The organism is Streptomyces sp. A0642 (assembly GCF_004795105.1).
Classification (GTDB): Bacteria; Actinomycetota; Actinomycetes; order Streptomycetales; family Streptomycetaceae; genus Streptomyces.
Map to the genome: position 1 here is coordinate 109856 of NZ_SSBL01000001.1, position 16632 is coordinate 126487.

15 protein-coding genes are annotated in these 16632 nt (G+C 71.4%); 10 read left to right on the forward strand and 5 right to left on the reverse strand.

The genetic code is table 11. The annotated features are described in order from the left end of the window. Positions 1-47 precede the first annotated feature (47 nt). Positions 48-2216 (reverse strand): glycogen debranching protein GlgX, encoded by a 2169-nt coding sequence (gene glgX / locus E6R60_RS00455; RefSeq protein ID WP_136324319.1) that lies wholly within the window; start codon positions 2214-2216, stop codon positions 48-50. Positions 2217-2572: 356 nt separating this feature from the next. Between glgX and E6R60_RS00460 the strand changes: the two genes are divergently transcribed. Together E6R60_RS00460 and E6R60_RS00465 are read left to right on the forward strand one after the other, a co-directional pair. Further along, positions 2573-3805, forward strand: a complete 1233-nt coding sequence (locus tag E6R60_RS00460; RefSeq protein ID WP_136324320.1) for an SAV2148 family HEPN domain-containing protein — start codon at positions 2573-2575, stop codon at positions 3803-3805. A gap of 78 nt (positions 3806-3883) precedes the next feature. Continuing rightward, a complete protein-coding gene (locus tag E6R60_RS00465; RefSeq protein ID WP_136324321.1) occupies positions 3884-4630 on the forward strand; it encodes a 3'-5' exonuclease in 747 nt (248 codons plus the stop codon). A gap of 173 nt (positions 4631-4803) precedes the next feature. Here the strand turns inward: E6R60_RS00465 and E6R60_RS00470 are convergent, their stop codons facing one another. Then, on the reverse strand, positions 4804-5670 hold the full coding sequence (locus E6R60_RS00470) for an aminoglycoside phosphotransferase family protein (RefSeq protein ID WP_136324322.1): 867 nt from the start codon (positions 5668-5670) through the stop codon (positions 4804-4806). A gap of 126 nt (positions 5671-5796) precedes the next feature. Between E6R60_RS00470 and E6R60_RS00475 the strand changes: the two genes are divergently transcribed. The 6 genes from E6R60_RS00475 (at position 5797) to E6R60_RS00500 (ending at position 12748) form a co-directional block, all read left to right on the forward strand. Then, the gene (locus tag E6R60_RS00475) at positions 5797-6747 is read left to right on the forward strand and encodes a sugar ABC transporter permease (protein ID WP_240802329.1); all 951 of its coding nucleotides are present in this window, start codon (positions 5797-5799) and stop codon (positions 6745-6747) included. Beyond that, positions 6744-7583 carry a carbohydrate ABC transporter permease gene (locus E6R60_RS00480; protein ID WP_136324323.1) on the forward strand — a complete coding sequence of 280 codons (840 nt, stop codon included), beginning with the start codon at positions 6744-6746 and terminating at the stop codon, positions 7581-7583. Before E6R60_RS00475 ends, E6R60_RS00480 begins: the two co-directional genes overlap by 4 nt. After that, positions 7583-8875, forward strand: coding sequence for a sugar ABC transporter substrate-binding protein (locus E6R60_RS00485; RefSeq protein WP_136324324.1), 1293 nt, complete (start codon positions 7583-7585; stop codon positions 8873-8875). Before E6R60_RS00480 ends, E6R60_RS00485 begins: the two co-directional genes overlap by 1 nt. A 625-nt stretch (positions 8876-9500) precedes the next feature. Next, entirely contained in the window at positions 9501-10547 is a 1047-nt protein-coding gene (locus tag E6R60_RS00490) for a cytochrome P450 (protein ID WP_136324325.1), read from the forward strand. Between the two features lie 287 nt (positions 10548-10834). Then, on the forward strand, positions 10835-12037 hold the full coding sequence (locus tag E6R60_RS00495) for a S8 family peptidase (protein WP_136324326.1): 1203 nt from the start codon (positions 10835-10837) through the stop codon (positions 12035-12037). 327 nt (positions 12038-12364) lie between these two features. After that, entirely contained in the window at positions 12365-12748 is a 384-nt protein-coding gene (locus E6R60_RS00500; protein WP_136324327.1) for a nuclear transport factor 2 family protein, read from the forward strand. A gap of 4 nt (positions 12749-12752) precedes the next feature. Here the strand turns inward: E6R60_RS00500 and E6R60_RS00505 are convergent, their stop codons facing one another. Together E6R60_RS00505 and E6R60_RS00510 are read right to left on the reverse strand one after the other, a co-directional pair. Further along, on the reverse strand, positions 12753-13589 hold the full coding sequence (locus E6R60_RS00505; protein WP_136324328.1) for an ATP-binding cassette domain-containing protein: 837 nt from the start codon (positions 13587-13589) through the stop codon (positions 12753-12755). Continuing rightward, the gene (locus tag E6R60_RS00510) at positions 13586-14473 is read right to left on the reverse strand and encodes an aldo/keto reductase (protein WP_136324329.1); all 888 of its coding nucleotides are present in this window, start codon (positions 14471-14473) and stop codon (positions 13586-13588) included. Before E6R60_RS00510 ends, E6R60_RS00505 begins: the two co-directional genes overlap by 4 nt. Before the next feature lie 97 nt (positions 14474-14570). Between E6R60_RS00510 and E6R60_RS00515 the strand changes: the two genes are divergently transcribed. Then, positions 14571-15155, forward strand: a complete 585-nt coding sequence (locus E6R60_RS00515) for a TIGR03086 family metal-binding protein (protein WP_136324330.1) — start codon at positions 14571-14573, stop codon at positions 15153-15155. A 68-nt stretch (positions 15156-15223) separates the two neighbouring features. Next, entirely contained in the window at positions 15224-15856 is a 633-nt protein-coding gene (locus E6R60_RS00520; RefSeq protein WP_136324331.1) for a DsbA family protein, read from the forward strand. 17 nt (positions 15857-15873) lie between these two features. Here E6R60_RS00520 and E6R60_RS00525 read toward each other — a convergent pair whose 3' ends face one another. Further along, entirely contained in the window at positions 15874-16632 is a 759-nt protein-coding gene (locus E6R60_RS00525; protein WP_136324332.1) for a sirohydrochlorin chelatase, read from the reverse strand.

Here is a 16632-nt window from a genome sequence, read left to right on the forward strand (position 1 = left end):
CCCCCACGCCGGCCCGGACACGGTCTCCCCGCCGGGCCGGCCTTCCCTCACGCCGGCCGCTGGAGCACCACCATGCTCCGTCCCACCAGCGTCACCCGTTCGCCCGCCGCCACCTTCGGACCCGCGCCGGTCAGCACCCCGTCCGGGCGGGCCGTGTCGACGATCGCCAGCCACTGCTGCCCGTGATTGACCGGGACGGCGAATTCCAGCGTTTCGGCGCTCGCGTTGAACATCAGCAGGAACGAGTCGTCGGAGATCCGTTCCCCGCGCGGGCCGGGTTCCGAGATGGCGTGCCCGTTCAGGAAGACCGTCAGCGCCTTGGCGTGCGCGGCCTGCCAGTCCCGCTGGGTCATCTCCTTGCCCTCGGGGGTGAACCAGGCGATGTCCGAGAGCTCGTCGTGCGTGCCTTCCACGGGACGCCCGTGGAAGAACCGCCGGCGCCGGAAGACCGGATGGTCGCGACGCAGCCACACCATCGCCCGGGTGAACTCGAGCAGACTGCTGCCGAGCCCGTCGCCGCCGCCCTCCCCGTCCTGTTCCCCGCCGTCTCCGCCCGCCGGCCCGGCCGGGTCGGGCCAGTGCACCCACGACAGCTCGTTGTCCTGGCAGTAGGCGTTGTTGTTGCCCCGCTGGGTCCGGCCGAACTCGTCGCCATGACTCAGCATCGGCACGCCCTGGGAGAGCATCAGCGTGGCGATGAAGTTGCGCATCTGCCGCTCGCGCAGCGCCAGCACCTCGGGCCGGTCCGTCTCGCCCTCCACGCCGCAGTTCCACGACCGGTTGTGGCTCTCGCCGTCCCGGTTGCCCTCGCCGTTGGCTTCGTTGTGCTTGTCGTTGTACGAGACCATGTCGTGCAGGGTGAATCCGTCGTGGCAGGTGGTGAAGTTGATCGAGGCGAGCGGCCGCCGTCCGTCGTCCTGGTACAGGTCGGACGACCCCGTCAGCCGGCCCGCGAACTCGGCCAGGGTCCGGGGCTCACCGCGCCACAGGTCCCGCACCGTGTCCCGGTACTTCCCGTTCCACTCGGTCCACAGCGGCGGGAAGTTCCCCACCTGGTAGCCGCCCTCGCCGACGTCCCACGGCTCGGCGATCAGCTTCACCTGGCTGACCACCGGGTCCTGCTGCACCAGGTCGAAGAACGAGGACAGCCGGTCCACCTCGTGGAACTGCCGGGCCAGCGTGGCCGCCAGGTCGAAGCGGAAGCCGTCCACGTGCATCTCGGTCACCCAGTAGCGCAGCGAGTCCATGATCAGCTGGAGCACGTGCGGGGAGCGCATCAGCAGGGAGTTCCCGGTCCCCGTGGTGTCCATGTAGTAGCGCTGGTCGTCGGCGAGCCGGTAGTACGAGGCGTTGTCCAGCCCGCGGAAGGAGAGCGTCGGCCCCAGGTGGTTGCCCTCCGCCGTGTGGTTGTAGACCACGTCGAGGATCACTTCGATGCCGGCCTGGTGCAGGGCGCGCACGGCCTGCTTGAACTCCAGGACCTGCTCGCCCCGGTCGCCCCAGGAGGCGTAGGAGTTGTGCGGGGCGAAGAAGCCGATGGTGTTGTAGCCCCAGTAGTTGGCGAGCCCCGCGTCCGCCAGCCGGTGGTCCTGGACGAACTGGTGCACCGGCATTAATTCGATGGCGGTGACGCCGAGCTCGGTCAGATGGGCGATGACCTCCGGATGGGCCAGCCCGGCGTACGTACCGCGCAGCTCCTTCGGCAGCCCCGGATGGAGCATCGTCAGGCCCTTCACGTGGGCCTCGTAGATCACCGTGCGGTGGTAGTCCGTACGGGGCCTCCGGTCGTCGCCCCAGTCGAAGTACGGGTTGACCACCACCGAGGTCATGGTGTGCGGCGCCGAGTCCAGGTCGTTGCGCGCGTCGGGCCGGCCGAACGGGTAGCCGTACACCGCCTCGCCCCACTGGATCTGCCCGGCGACCGCACGTGCGTACGGGTCCAGGAGCAGTTTGGCGGAGTTGCAGCGGATGCCGCGCTCCGGCTCGTACGGTCCGTGCACCCTGAATCCGTACCGCTGACCGGGCATCACCCCGGGCAGATAGGCATGGCGGACGAAGGCATCGGTCTCCCTCAGCTCCACCGCCGTCTCTGAACCGTCGTCGTGCAGCAGGCACAACTCGATTCGGTGGGCGGCCTCCGAGAAGACCGCGAAGTTGGTCCCGGCGCCGTCGTACGTGGCGCCGAGGGGGTACGCCTGTCCCGGCCAGACCTGCATAGATTCGACTCTTCCACTTCTGATGCGGTTGCCTGGGGAATGCGGGCTCCCTGATGCAGATCTTCCCCGAAAACGCGGCCCTTACCTAGGACGTCGCCCGGTCCGGTCAACATCGGGCCCCTCCGTGTCGCCCGGCGCCGGAATCCGGAACCCCATCCGGCCGACTGTCCGGAATGCGGCTGGGGGTGGGGTGTTTAATCACTATGAATCCGCTCACTCCGGCAGATCTCGCCGTACGGAACACGTGTGGCTCGTAGGGGAGTTGGGAAAGGAGCCTGTGCATCCGGCTGCACCGGCTCCCGCTCGCGGAGTACCCTTCCTTGATCGTTGGTGGGGGAGTGGAAGGCGGTGCGCGGGTGAGCTCGGGAGGGTTCGAGCTGCCCCCAGGTGACACGGGTCACGAGGGGGATCTGGCCGATGTCCCGCCCGGGGCGGTCTCGCTGGCGCAGCCCCTGGAGATCGGTGCGGAACTGGACTGGGGCGCGGACGCCTGGAGCGAGGTGCGCACGCGCGCCCAGCGGGCCGGGCGCGCCTACATCTGGCTGAATCTCGTCGAACAGCGGCTGCGCGCCGTCGTCGCCGCGGTGCTCCGGCCCATCTACGAACCGGTCCACGGGGAGGACTGGGTGGTGGCCGCGGCGGGACCCGCCGGGCAGGAGTGGGTGCAGCGCGCGGTCGCCGTGCGGGAGGTGTCCCGCCGCAAGGGCTATCTGCTCGACCCGGCCGACGACAACGTCCTGAGCTTCCTCACGCTGCCGCAGCTGCGTGAGCTGATGGTCCAGCACTGGCCCTGTTTCGAGCCCTACTTCGACGACCGCCGCGACGTCGAGCTGGCGCTGGACGAGCTGGAGGTCGCCCGCAACGTGGTCTCGCGCAACCGGGCCCTCAACGAGGCGGTGCTCGCCCAGGCCGAGCGGGCCTCCGCCCGGCTGCTGGAGATCCTCGGCAGCGGTGCGGCCGTCCCCTCCGCGGACCGGCTGCCGGTCGACGCCGTGGAGGAGCTCGTCGGCGACCGTTACGCGGACGTGGTCTCCGTCCACCCCGACCGGGTGCGGCTCCAGCGCCAGCTGCCCGCCGAGGACCTCTTCGGCGGGTCGCGCCGGCTCGACGCGATCGGGATCGGCCTCAACCTGCTGGTGCAGAACTTCTCGGGGCGCCGGCTGATCCGGCTCGCCGAGTCGGGCTGCCGGGTCCGGCTGCTCTTCATCAACCCGGCCAGCAGCGCGGTGAAGCGCAGGGAGCGCGAGCTCGGCCTGAAGAAGGGCGAGCTGAGCCGGTCGGTGGAGATGAACATCCTTCACATGCGCCGGGTCCGCTCCAAGCTGCGCGACCCGGGCGCCTTCGAGATCCACGTCTTCGACGAGACGCCCCGCTTCACCGCGTACCTGGTGGACGGTGACGGCGCCGACGCCGTGGGGGTCGTCCAGACGTATCTGCGCAGGGCGCGCGGCATGGAGGCGCCGGTGCTGGTGCTGCGGGGCGGCGGACGGGCCGTCGTCCGCTCCGGCCAGGACAGCGACCACGGCCTGTTCGAGACCTACCGCGAGGAGTTCGAATCCGTGTGGACGGACTCCCGGCCGGTCTCCTGAGGGGCCGCTCCGGGGCGTTGTCAGTGGCCCGTGCGAGGGTGGTCGTCATCTGGGGGAGCACCACGAAGGAGGTACGGGATGAGCTGGCACCGGCATGCGCTGGTCGGCTTCGACCTGGAGACGACGGGGACGGAGCCACTGGAGGCCAGGATCGTGACGGCCGCGGTCGTCCGGGTCGAGGGCCCGGAGGGCGATCCGGCGAGCCGGCACACCTGGCTGGCCGATCCGGGGATCCGGATCCCCGCCCAGGCCTCGGCGATCCACGGCATCAGCAGCGAGCGGGCGGCGGCGGAGGGCCGGCCGGTGCGCGAGGTGGCCGACGAGATCGCCGACACCCTGACCGGCTACTGGCGGCGCGGCATCCCGGTCGTCGCGTACAACGCGGCCTTCGACCTCACGCTGCTGACGGCCGAGTTGCACCGACACGGCCTGCCCTCACTGGGCGACCGGCTCGGCGGCACGGGCATCGGGCCGGTGATCGACCCGTACACGATCGACCGGTCCGTCGACCGGTACCGCAAGGGCAAGCGCAACCTCGAAGCGGTCTGCGTCGAGTACGGCGTGGTCCACGGGGGAGCGCACGACGCGGCGGCGGACGCCCTGGCGGCGGTGCGCGTGGCGTACGCGATAGCCGCACGGCACGACTCGGTGGCCGCGCTGACGGCACCGGAACTGCATGAGCGTCAGATCGCCTGGTACGCGGAGTGGGCCGCCGACTTCCAGCGGTTCCTGCGCCGCAAGGGCACGGCGGACGCGGTCATCGACGGCCGCTGGCCGGTGCGGGACCTGGTGCCCGAAGCGACATCGAGCCCGTCCGGCGTCTGAGGGCTGTCCCGCAATTCCTGGTCGGCCGGCGCGCGGCGTCGGATGCGGTGGATCGCGAGGCGGAGAGGTGCCAGCATACCGGGCGTATGCGGGCGTTTCGACGACGCGGCGAGGTGCCGTAGCTGTCGTCGCGCGCCCGCCAGGATGACGGAACAGCCCTGAGGGCGGAACGGTCAGAACGGATACCACCGCACCGCCGCGTCCCCGTCCCGCAGGGACGCGATCCGGCGGCGGAACTCTGCGAGGGCCTTCGGGTTGGCCGGGGCGTGCTGGGCGACCCAGGCGCAGCTCGCCGTCTCCCGCGCCCCGCGCAGCACCGCGCAGCCGTCCCACTCCCGCACGTCCCACCCGTACGCGGAGGTGAAGGCGTCATAGGCCTCGGCCGCCAGCCCGTACCGGTCGCGGGCCAGGGCGAGCACCACCAGGTCGTGCTCGCGCAGATCCGATGAGAAGGTCTCCAGGTCCACCAGGACCGGTCCGTCCGGACCGACATGGACGTTGCGGGCGAGCGCGTCGCCGTGGATCGGGCCCGGGGGCAGATGAGGGACCAGACCGGCGGCCGCTGCCGCGAAGCCGTCGCGACGCTCGCGCAGATACGCGGCGTCGGCCGGATCGATCGCGTCACCGGCCAGGCTCAGCCACCGCTCCACGCCGCCCAGCAGCTCCCGGCGGGGCAGGCCGAAATCCTTCGGGGCGGGCAGCGCGTGCACCGCGCTCAGCAGCGGCGCCAGATCCCGCGGCTCGGCGGGCCGCACCGCGTCCGGCAGCCGGTGCCACAGGGTGACGGGGTGGCCGTCGACCAGTCGCGCGCCGGGCTCGGCCGCCCGCACGGCGGGGACACCGGCCGTGGCGAGCCACCGCGCCACGGCCACCTCGCGCTCCGCCCGGTCCCGCAGCTCCGGGTGCCGCAGGGCGTCCCGGCCGATCTTGACGACCAGGTCGCCCAGGGCGAACACCGCGTTCTCACCCAGCGCGATCAGCTCCGCTTCGCCGGTCAGTCCGGCAGCGGTCAGCACCTCGCGCGCTCGCATCTCGTTCATGGATCAGATTTTCGCATCCGTGCAGGCCACCTTGACGAACCGACGGACCGTCAGCACGATGGCGGAGGCCACCTGAGCGGCCAGAACGGTATCAAGCCGGTCGAATGACGCAAGGGGGTCACCCTTATGACATTGGCGAATGCAACCGTGCAGTCCGGACGGCATGGACCGCCGGGCGCCGAGCGCGACACGCGGCCCGAGGGGAAGAGCCGGAACGCCGGTACCTGGTTCCTGGTCCTCCCCGCCCTGATCCCCATCCTGGTCCTCAGCGTCGGACCCCTCCTCTACGGCGTCTCGCTGGCCTTCACGGACGCCCAGTCGGGCCGCACCCGGTCCACGCAGTGGATCGGCGTACTGAACTTCCAGGACCTGCTCCACGACGGACTGTTCTGGGAGTCCTTCCGGATCGGCCTGCTCTGGGCGGTCGGCGTCACCGCCCCGCAGTTCGTCCTCGCGCTGGGCCTCGCCCTGCTGCTCAACGAGAACCTCCGGATGCGCTGGCTGGCCCGCGCCCTGGCCATCATCCCGTGGGCGATGCCCGAGGTCGTCGTCGGCACCATGTGGCGCCTCGTCTACAACCCCGACGCCGGAATCCTCAACGAGACGATCCGCGACCTGGGGCTCGGCGACGGCCGCGACTGGCTGACCGGCCTCGCCACCGCCCTGCCCGCGGTGATCGTCGTGGGCATCTGGGCCGGGATGCCGCAGACCACGGTGGCGCTGCTGGCCGGGCTGCAGAACACCCCGCACGAACTCCACGAGGCCGCCGCGCTGGACGGCGCGGGCGCCTGGCACCGGTTCCGTACCGTCACCTGGCCCGCGCTGAAACCCGTCGCCCTCTCCATCACCGCCCTCAACTTCATCTGGAACTTCAACGCCTTCGCCCTGGTCTACGTGCTGACCAGCGGGGGCCCCGGCGGCCGCACCCGGCTGCCGATGCTCTTCGCCTACGAAGAGGCTTTCCGGTACGGACAGTTCGGCTACGCCGCCGCGATGGGCTGTGTGATGGTCGCGGTGATCTCCGTGATCCTCGCCGTGTACCTCGCCGGACGGCTGAGGGGAGGCGAGGACCGATGAGTCTGCGCACCAGCAGGTCCGCGCGCGCCGGACAGTACGCCGCGCTGCTCTGCTATCTGGTCTTCCTGGCCTTCCCGTTCCTGTGGCTGATCTCCACCGCCTTCAAGCCCGCGCCCGAACTGGGCTCCCTGCACCCGACCTGGATCCCCGAGCACCCGACGCTGGACAATTTCCGCCAGGCCTTCGACGAGCAGCCGCTGCTCCGGGCCGCCGCCAACTCGCTGACCGCCGCACTCGCCGCCGGGGTCATCGCCGTCGTCATCGCCACCCCGATGGCCTATGTGATGGCCCGCCACCGCACCCGGCTCTCCACGGCCGCCACCGGCTGGGTCGTCGTCAGCCAGGCGTTCCCCTTCGTCCTGCTGATCATCCCCCTCTTCCTGGTCCTCAAGCACCTCCGTCTGATCAACACGCTGTGGGGGCTGATCATGGTGTACGTGGTGTGGGCCCTGCCCTTCGCGCTGTGGATGCTGGTCGGCTACGTACGGGCGGTGCCGTCCGAGCTGGAGGAGGCCGCGGCGGTCGACGGGGCCGGCCGGCTGCGGACGCTGGTCTCGGTCACCGCCCCACTGCTGGCCCCCGGCATCGTCGCGACCGCGCTCTTCGCGTTCATCACCGCCTGGAACGAGTTCTTCTTCGCCCTCGTCCTGCTCAAGACACCGGAGAAACAGACACTGCCGGTGGTGCTGACCCACTTCCTCGGCGCGGAGGGCGCGAGCGACCTCGGCCCCCTGGCCGCCGCCGCGTTCCTGGCCACGCTCCCCTCGCTCGTCCTCTTCGCCGTCATCCAGCGGCGGATCACGGGCGGCATGCTCGCCGGGGCGGTGAAGAGCTGATGCGCGCGGTGATGCGTACGGCAGCGGCGGCGGCCACCGCACTCGCCCTGCTGCTCACCGGGTGCGGTGGCGGCGGCGACGGCCGGCCGGACGGGAGGATCCGGATCCGTTTCCAGTCGCTGGCCTGGCAGAAGGAGTCCGTCGACGTCAACAAGCGCCTGGTGAAGGAGTGGAACGCGAGCCACCCCGACGTCGAGGTCGAGTACGTCCAGGGCAGCTGGGACAGCGTCCATGACCAGCTGCTCACCTCCTTCGAGGGAGGCGAGGCCCCGGACGTCATCCACGACGCCTCCGACGACCTCGCGGACTTCGCGTACGGCGGCTATCTCGCCGATCTCCGGACGCTCCTCCCCGACCGGCTGACCGGCGACATCCCCGCACGGAGCTGGCAGACCGCCACCTTCGGCGACGGGGTCTACGGGGTGCCGTTCCTCCAGGAGCCGCGGGTCCTGATCGCCAACACCAAGATCCTCGAGGAATCCGGGGTCCGCGTCCCGACCCCGGAGAAGCCCTGGAGCTGGCCGGAGTTCCGGCAGGTCACCAAGAAACTGACGCGCAAGGGCCGTTACGGGATCGCGTGGCCGCTGAAGGAGCCGGTCTCCGTCACCCTCAACCTCGGCCTCTCGGCGGGCGGACGACTGTTCCACCGAGGCGCCGACGGCAAGGTGACCGTCGGGATGGACGAGAGCGACCAGGTGGTGCCGCGCACCATCCACGACCAGGTCGACACCGATCACAGCGCCGCCCGCACCGCCCTCGGCATGGGCGGCGGCGACACGCTGCCGGGCCTCTTCGGCGGGAAGTACGCCATGGTGCCGCTCGGCTTCTCCTACCGCCAGCAGGTGGTGGAACAGGCCCCGAAGGGCTTCGAGTGGACGGTGCTGCCCGCCCCGGCCGGCAGCGGAGGTCTGGCCCAGGGGGTGAGCCCGCAGACCCTGTCCGTCGCCGAGGACAGCCCCCACAAGAAGGAGGCCGTGGAGTTCATCGACTTCCTGCTGCGGCCGGCCAACATGGTGCGCCTGGCCAAAGGGGACTGGATGCTGCCCACCGGCACGGCCGCCCTGGCCGACCCCTCGCTGCACACCGCCGACAGGGGCTGGGCGACCGGCGCCGCCCTCGCGACCGCGCTCCGCTCCGCGCCGGCCCAGTCCGTGCGCGGCTACCCCGAGTGGAAGGACAAGGTCGCCACACCCGCGCTCCAGGAGTACTACAGCGGGGCGATCGGCACCGGCGAGCTGAGGCGACGTCTGGTGGAGGACGGGAACCGGGTCCTGGCCCGATATCAGCGATGACTTCGGGCGGGAACGGCCACGCATTACCGACCGGTACGTCTCCTTTTCTGTGCCGAGGCGTGGGCGAGCCGGCCTCGGGGTGGGGCGCGGAGTCACGGCAAGGTGTTCCTGAACGGTGGCGATTCAGACAATCGAAGAGATGAATTAGCCTCTTCACACTCTTGCCAGGACGTGCGGCGACGGATATGGACGGAGGCGGGAGGGCCGCTTCTCCTTGGCCCGCCGGGCAGCGGTTTAAACGGAACGCGCGCGTGCTTTTGACGCTAGGGAGATCATTGACAACGTCAATTGCTCTGCGCTCTACTCCTGTCGGCGGTCGGCGAGGGCACGGAATTCCTGCCGAGACGGGAATTCCGTATCGCAAGCGAGGCCGAGCCGTGCCCTGGAAAGTAAATTCAGAGTAAAAGGTGGAGGTGCTGTTATGAAGTTCCTTTTTCAGCTGAAGGAAAAGATGACGCCGGAGAAGAGCCTGAAGGCGTACGCCTGGTACCACTGGTACTAAACCGGCGAACCGGCATATGAGTCCAGCCGGCTGAGGGCCACGCGCTCTCGGCCGGAGCCCGTGCCCGGCGTGGCCGCACCCGGCCCGTCGGGCACGGACGCCTCCCGCTTCTTGGAGACCACGATGCACATATCCGGTACCGGCAGCCGCGCCCGGGACGTCGTCTTCGCGCCGCGACTCCAGGCGCTTCTGCGAGACCACCGGGGCGAGGAGGCCTTCCGGCTCGCCCCCGGCACCGTCGGCGTCGCCGGGGCCGGCCTGACCGACCGCATCCTCGCCGCCCGGCCGGCCACCGAGGAGGAACGTCCCACGTTCAAACCCCTCCACGGGCGGTCCATTCCCCGTGCCGAGGCCGCCACCGTCATGCAGGCCATCGGGCGCGACGTACGGACGGCCCTGAAGAAGCCCGTTCCGGTCGGCGTCGACCTCCGCGGCGAATGGCCGCACGTGGGCCACGTATATCTGCGGGATCTGATCCTCGGCGCCGATCCCTACCGGCTTCGCGTCCTCATGGACCGGGTCCTGGAGCTGACGCCCAAACTCACCTGGTCGGTCATCGTGGCGGGAGCGGCCCTGCCGGGGCGGCTCAGGCCGGGCGCCCCCGTCTCCGCCATCGCCGGTCTCACCGCGGAGGCCAAGGGCTACGGCAACCGCCGTTACGCCATGGGCCTGTACCGCAGGGGCGCCGCCCCGGTCTGCTTCACCGTCTCGACGCTCGTCGCCAACGCGCTCTGGCTCGGGGCCCCGTTCGATGACTCCACCTCGAACCGGAACATCCTGTACGAGTCCATGCGCCTGCTGCCGCCCTCCTGGAACATCCTGCGCAGGGCGTCACCGGAGTACCCCGCGCTCGACCCCCGGATCGGCGCCCGGGACGACATCCTGCTCCTGCCGCTGCTGAGCCATCGCGACCCCGCGCTCTTTGAGGACCCCGATGTGTTCCGGCCCGAGCGCTGGGACGGCCTCGACCCCGACGACCAGCCCGGCTATCTGCCCTTCGGCCACGAGTCCGAGCGCTGCTGGGGGCGGCACATGGTGATGCCGCTCGCCGAGATGCTGCTCGGCATGGTGCGGGACGGCGGCCTGACGGTCGACCCCGCGCAGACGGCCTCCGACGTGCCCCTCGCCGGGCTGATGGGTGTGACCGGAGTGCGTATCGTCCGGCGCTGAGTCCGCCCGGCGCGCCCGCCCCGTCCGTGAGGAAGTCTCATGGACGGGGCGGAGTGCTGTCCGCCCTCCGTCGCGGCCGGTGCCGGGCGGCCCGTAACGGGCGGCGGTTGTGGCGGACTTGAGGGTGGATGGTCGGTTCCTGTGACGAAAGCGTGACCGGCGGGCCGTGGGCGCCGGGGAGGTCTTGATCTGCGCGCGTCAATCGGTAAGGGTTTCGAGCCAGCCCCCGGAGATCTTCCGGCCGAGGGTCAATCCCCCCACAAAGAATGACGAGGAGACCCCTCTTCATGGCAATTCACAAGCGCGCGCGCCGGTTCAGGCTGACCGCCGCCCTCACCGCGGTGGCGGCCGCAGCCGGAGTCACCTTGATGACCGGCCCCTTCGCCGGAGCGGCACCCGCCCCCGCGACGGGAAAGATCTACGGCGCCGACGCGGCAACCGCCGTCTCCGGCAGCTACATCGTGATGCTGGACCACAAGGCCGACAAGGCCGAGCTCGCCGAGGAGTACGGCGGCAAGCTGAAGCGCTCCTACAGCTCCGCCCTCAACGGCTTCTCCGCGAGCGGCCTTTCGGAGACCGAGGCCCGGCGCCTCGCCGCCGACCCGGCCGTCTCCAAGGTCGTCCAGAACAAGAAGTTCCACGTCGACGCCACCCAGGACAACCCGCCGTCGTGGGGTCTGGACCGCATCGACCAGGCGGAGACCGCGGGCGACCACGCGTACACCTATCCGGACAGCGCGGGCGAGGGCGTCACCGCCTACGTCATCGACACCGGAGTCCGCACCACGCACCAGGAGTTCGAGGGCCGGGCGAGCTCAGGGTTCGACGCCGTGGACAACGACGACAGCGCCGACGACGGCAACGGCCACGGCACCCACGTGGCCGGCACCATAGCCGGGGCGACGTACGGCGTCGCCAAGAAGGCCAAGATCGTCGCCGTCCGCGTCCTCGACGACGCCGGCTCGGGCACCACCGAGCAGGTCGTCGCCGGAATCGACTGGGTCACCGCGAACCACCAGGGCCCGTCCGTCGCCAACATGAGCCTCGGCGGAGGTGCCGACGAGGCGCTCGACGCGGCCGTCAAGAAGGCCATCGCCTCCGGAGTCACCTTCGCGGTCGCCGCGGGCAACGAGTCGGGCGACGCGGGCGAGGGCTCCCCCTCCCGGGTCCCTGAGGCGATCACCGTCGCCTCGTCCACGGTGGACGACGAACAGTCCTCGTTCTCCAACTTCGGCTCCGTCGTGGACCTCTACGCCCCGGGCTCCGACATCACCTCGTCGTGGAACGACAGCGACGACGCGACCAACACCATCTCCGGAACGTCCATGGCGACCCCCCACGTCGTCGGCGCCGCCGCCGTCTACCTGGCAGGGCACCCGGACGCCACCCCGGCGCAGGTCACGACGGCGCTGACCGGGGGAGCCACCCCGGACGCCATCGGCAATGCCACCGAAGGGACGGCGAACAGGCTGCTGAAGATCGTCGAGTAGCACGGCGCGCCACCCGGCCGGGCGGCCACCGCGCCCTCCCCCACGGGGCGCGGCGGCCGCCCGGCTCGGAAGGATCGCCCTCAGGGCCGTCCCGCAATTCCTGCCGGGCGCGCGACGACAGCTACGGCACCTCGCCGCGTTGTCGAAACGCCCGAATGCATCCAGTATGCGGGCGTCTCTCCGCCTTGCGATGCACCGCATCCGACGCCGCGCGCTGACCCGCCAGGAATTGCGGGACAGCCCTTAGGGTGTGCCCATGATGATGTACGCGGCGCCGTCCTCCGCGGCGGCTCCCCACCGGAGGCCCGCCACGGCCGGAGGCGGCGCATGAGCGAGCGGACCCCGGGCGTGGCCGCGGCCGTCGAGGGCGAACTGCGCCTCCTCGACCCGGTGGTCCGGGCCTCCACCGAGCTCCTCGTCCAGGTCCTGCACCCCGACTTCCACGAGGTCGACACCACGGGCCGCCGCTGGGACCGTGCGATGGTCATCACCTCGCTGACCTCGGACGAGGCCCCCCGGCCCGGGCAGCTCACCGCCTCACGGATGCGCGGCATCCAGCTCGCCGACGAGCTCGTCCACGTCACCTTCGACACCGAGGCCAAGGGAGTGCGCGCCCACCGCAGTTCGCTGTGGCGGCTCACCGAGAGGGGATGGCTGCTGTACTACCACCAGGCCACCCCGTTCGTCACCGCGGTGGCCGCCGAGGGGTGAGGCGTCAGCGACGGGCCGCCCGCCGGGCCCGCGCCGTCCACCGTCCCTCCGTGCGGGAGATCCGTACCGGATGGCCGAAGCAGTCACTGACCAGCTCGCCGGTCAGGACGGAGTCGGCAGGCCCCCGGGCCATGCAGCGCCCGCCGCGCAGCAGCATCGCATGCGTCGTCGAGGCCGGCAGCTCCTCCAGATGGTGTGTGACCAGCACCGTCGCCAGCTCCGGGTGCTCTTCGCGCAACGCGTCCAGGCTGTCGAGCAACTGCTCCCGGGCCGCCAGGTCCAGCCCGGTGGCGGGCTCGTCGAGCAGCAGCAGCCGGGGCCGGGGCATCAGCGCGCGGGCGATGAGCGTACGACCGCGCTCACCCTGCGACAGGGCCGGCCAGCGTGACGCCGTCTTCTCGCCCATGCCCATCATCTTCAGCAGCCGATCCGCCCGCTCCCGCTGCTCCGCCCCCGGCGTCCAGCGCGGCAGCGGCTCGATGGAGTTGGTCAGGCCGGTCAGCACCACCTGGCCCACCGTCAGCGGGGAGCGCAGCGGATGGCGCGGATCGACATGACCCAGCAGGGTCCGCAGCTCCCGCAGGTCGACCCGGCCCAGGGTGCGCCCCAGCACCTCCACCGTGCCCCGGGTGGGATGGGTGAGCGCGCCCAGCAGTCCCAGCAGGGTGCTCTTGCCCGCGCCGTTGGCGCCGAGCAGGGCCCAGTGCTCCCCGCTCCGGACGGTCAGCGAGACCGAGTCGAGCAGGACGTTCCCCTCCCGTACGAGGCAGACGTCGTCGGCCCGGATCACCGGTGCCCCGGCGGGCGGGCCTGACTGGACGGGAACAGCGGTCCTGGTCACGTGCGGGTACTCCTTCTTGCGGGTGCGAGCGCCTCCAGACGGCTCATGTCCTCGGTCGTCAGCCGGATCTCACGTGCCCCCAGGTTCTCCGCGAGGTGGGCGGCCGAACCGGTGCCCGGGGTCGGGCACAGCACAGGGGAGCGGTGCAGGAGCCACGCGAGGGCGACCTGTCCGCGGGTGGCGCCGTGGCCGTCCGCGACGTCGTCGAGCGTGGTGCCCGTCTCGCCGGTGAGCGCGCCGTCGGCCAGCGGGAACCAGGGGAGGAAGGCCAGGCCATGGGCCTCGCACACCTTCAGTACCGCCTCCGACGCGCGGTCCAGCAGGTTGAAGCGGTTCTGCACCGAGGCGATCCCGGTTAGGGAGAGCGCCTGCTCCAGCTGGTCGGCGGTGAGGGTGTCCAGTCCGATGTGCCGGATCTTGCCTTCCTGCCGCAGGCCCTCCAGGGCGCCCAGCTGGTCGGCCATCGGCACCCGCGGGTCCAGCCGGTGCAGCTGGTACAGGTCGATCCGGTCGGTCCGCAGCCGGCGCAGACTGGCCTCGCACATCGCCCGCAGCTCCTCGGGCCGCCCAGCGATGTGCCAGGCGCTGTCACTGGTGCGTACGACACCGCCCTTGGTCGCGATGACGAGGTCGTCGCGGTACGGGTGCAGGGCTTCGGCCACCAGTTCCTCGGCCACTCCCGGGCCGTAGTTGTCGGCGGTGTCGATCAGGGTCACGCCCTGCTCGACCGCCGACCGGAGCACCGCCAGAGCGTCCCGGCGGTCCCCGCGCGGGCCCCAGTACCCGGGGCCGGTCAGCTGGGCGGTGCCGTAGCCGAGGCGGCGTACGGGCAGCTCGCCGCCGAGGAGGAACGAGCCGTCGGGGGAGGGAGGTGATGCGGTCATGAGGGAACAGTAGACCGGGCGCGCGGTGCCTCCCCGGGCCGGTGCCTGTCGCCTTTTTTCAAGACGGGGAGCCGTGGCCGTTCCTAAGGTGGCGTGCATGAAGACCGACCACGCACACATGACCGAATGCGCCGCCGAAGCCGCCCGCGTGGCCCGCGGCATCCGCCCCGATCAGCTCGACTCCCCCGTCACTCCCTGCGCCGGCTGGGACGTCCGGGGGCTCGTCAACCACTGGGTGCTCTACACCTCGCACGGCATGGAGCACCGCGCCCTGCGCACGGAGATCCCCGAGGAACTCACGGCCCGCGACTTCACGGCCGACGCCGACTGGGCCGAGCGGTACGCGGCCCAGCTGGACCGCGCCGTCGCCGCCTGGTCGGACCCCGCCGTCTGGGAGGGCACGATCGGCACCGGGGAGGCCGCCACGCCGGCCGCGGACACCGCCGCCATGCTCATCGAGGAGACCGCCCTGCACGGCTGGGACGTCGCCCGGGCCACGGGTCAGGACTTCCGGCTCTCCGACGAGGCGGCCGCCCACGTTCTGGGCATCGTCCAAAAGACGGCCGCGCTCTACCGGCAGTACGAGGGCTTCGCCGACGAGGTCGCCGTCGACGCGGGGGCCGACGACTTCACTCGCGCCCTCGCCCTGAGCGGCCGCGATCCGCAGTGGACCGCCGCATAGAAGTGGCCCAGTCCCACGGGTGCTGAATGGCCCGGGGGAGTGAGCCACCCGCTGGCTAGGCTCACTCCATGACCACTCACCGCAGCCCGGACACGGGCAGGGCCGTCGTCGACTTCTACTTCGACCCGGCCTGCCCGTTCGCCTGGATCACCTCCCGCTGGATGCTGGAGGTGGAACAGCAGCGCGACATCGAGCTCCGCTTCCATGTGATGAGCCTCTACCTGCACAACACCGGCAACGACCTCCCCGACTGGTACCGCACGCTGGTCGACAAGTCGATCGGCCCGGTACGCGTCGCCGCCGCCGCGGCGGAACTGCGCGGCGAGGGCGTGCTGCGCGAGCTGTACACGGCCTACGGAACGCGGATCCACCAGCAGAAGAACGAGGACTTCGACGAGGTGATCGCCCAGGCCCTCGACGAACTCGGCCTGCCCGCCCAACTGGCCGCGGCCGCACACGACCCGGCCTACGACGAGGCGGTGCGCCGCAGCCATGACGCGGGCAGGGACCCGGAGGCGGACGGATACGTCGGCACACCCACCCTCCACGTCGACGGGACCGTCTGGTTCGGCCCCGTGCTGCGGGCGGTGCCACGCGGCGAGGAGGCGGCGCGGCTGTTCGACAGCTTCCGGGTGCTCGCCGGCCACGAGGACTTCTTCGAGCTCAAGCGGACCCGCACGGGCGGCCTGGACCTGGGCTGAGCGAGGGTCGTGTCCCCTCAGGCGCTGGCCCGTGCGCCCCGGGCGGCCCGGACGCGAGCTTCGTCGTACCGGTCCAGCAGCAGGCGCGCCAGTTCCGGCGAGGGGCCGAGCACACCGGCCAGCACATCCGCCCCGGCCTCGGCCGCCCCCGCCGCGATGCGGTCCGGGAGGCGGCCGGGGGCGATCACGTACGGGGCGACCGCCACGCGGCGCACCCCGTCGGCCCGCAGGGCCCGTACCGCGTCCTCGGTACGGGGATGAGATGCGGAGGCGAACGCAGGCCGCACGGAACACCAACCGGTGTGCCGCAGCTCCCGCGCGATTTCAGCGATCACTGCGATCGCCTCCGGGTCCGTGGAGCCCGCCGAGGCCAGGACGAGCCCGGTCGAGCTTCGGTCGCCGGGGCGGACCCCGGCCTCGTACAACCGCCGTTCGAGAGCGGAGTTCAGCAGCGGCGAGGGACCGAGCACCTCGGCCTGCCGCACCCGCAGCCGCGGCAGCCGGGCGCGGGCCTCGCGCAGGACCGCCGGGATGTCGGACTTGGCGTGGAAGGCGCGGGTGAGCAGCAGCGGAAGCGCCACCACCTCACCCGCGCCCTGTGCGTCCAGCCGTTCCAGGACCCGCGGCACCGACGGTGCGTTGAAGTCCAGGAAACCGGTCTCCACCCGCAGCCCGGGCCGCAGCGCCCGAACCCGCGCGGTGAGCGCGTGCACGGTCGCCGCGTGCCGCGGATCGCGGCTGCCGTGGGCGATGACGAGAAGGACCGGAGAGGTCAT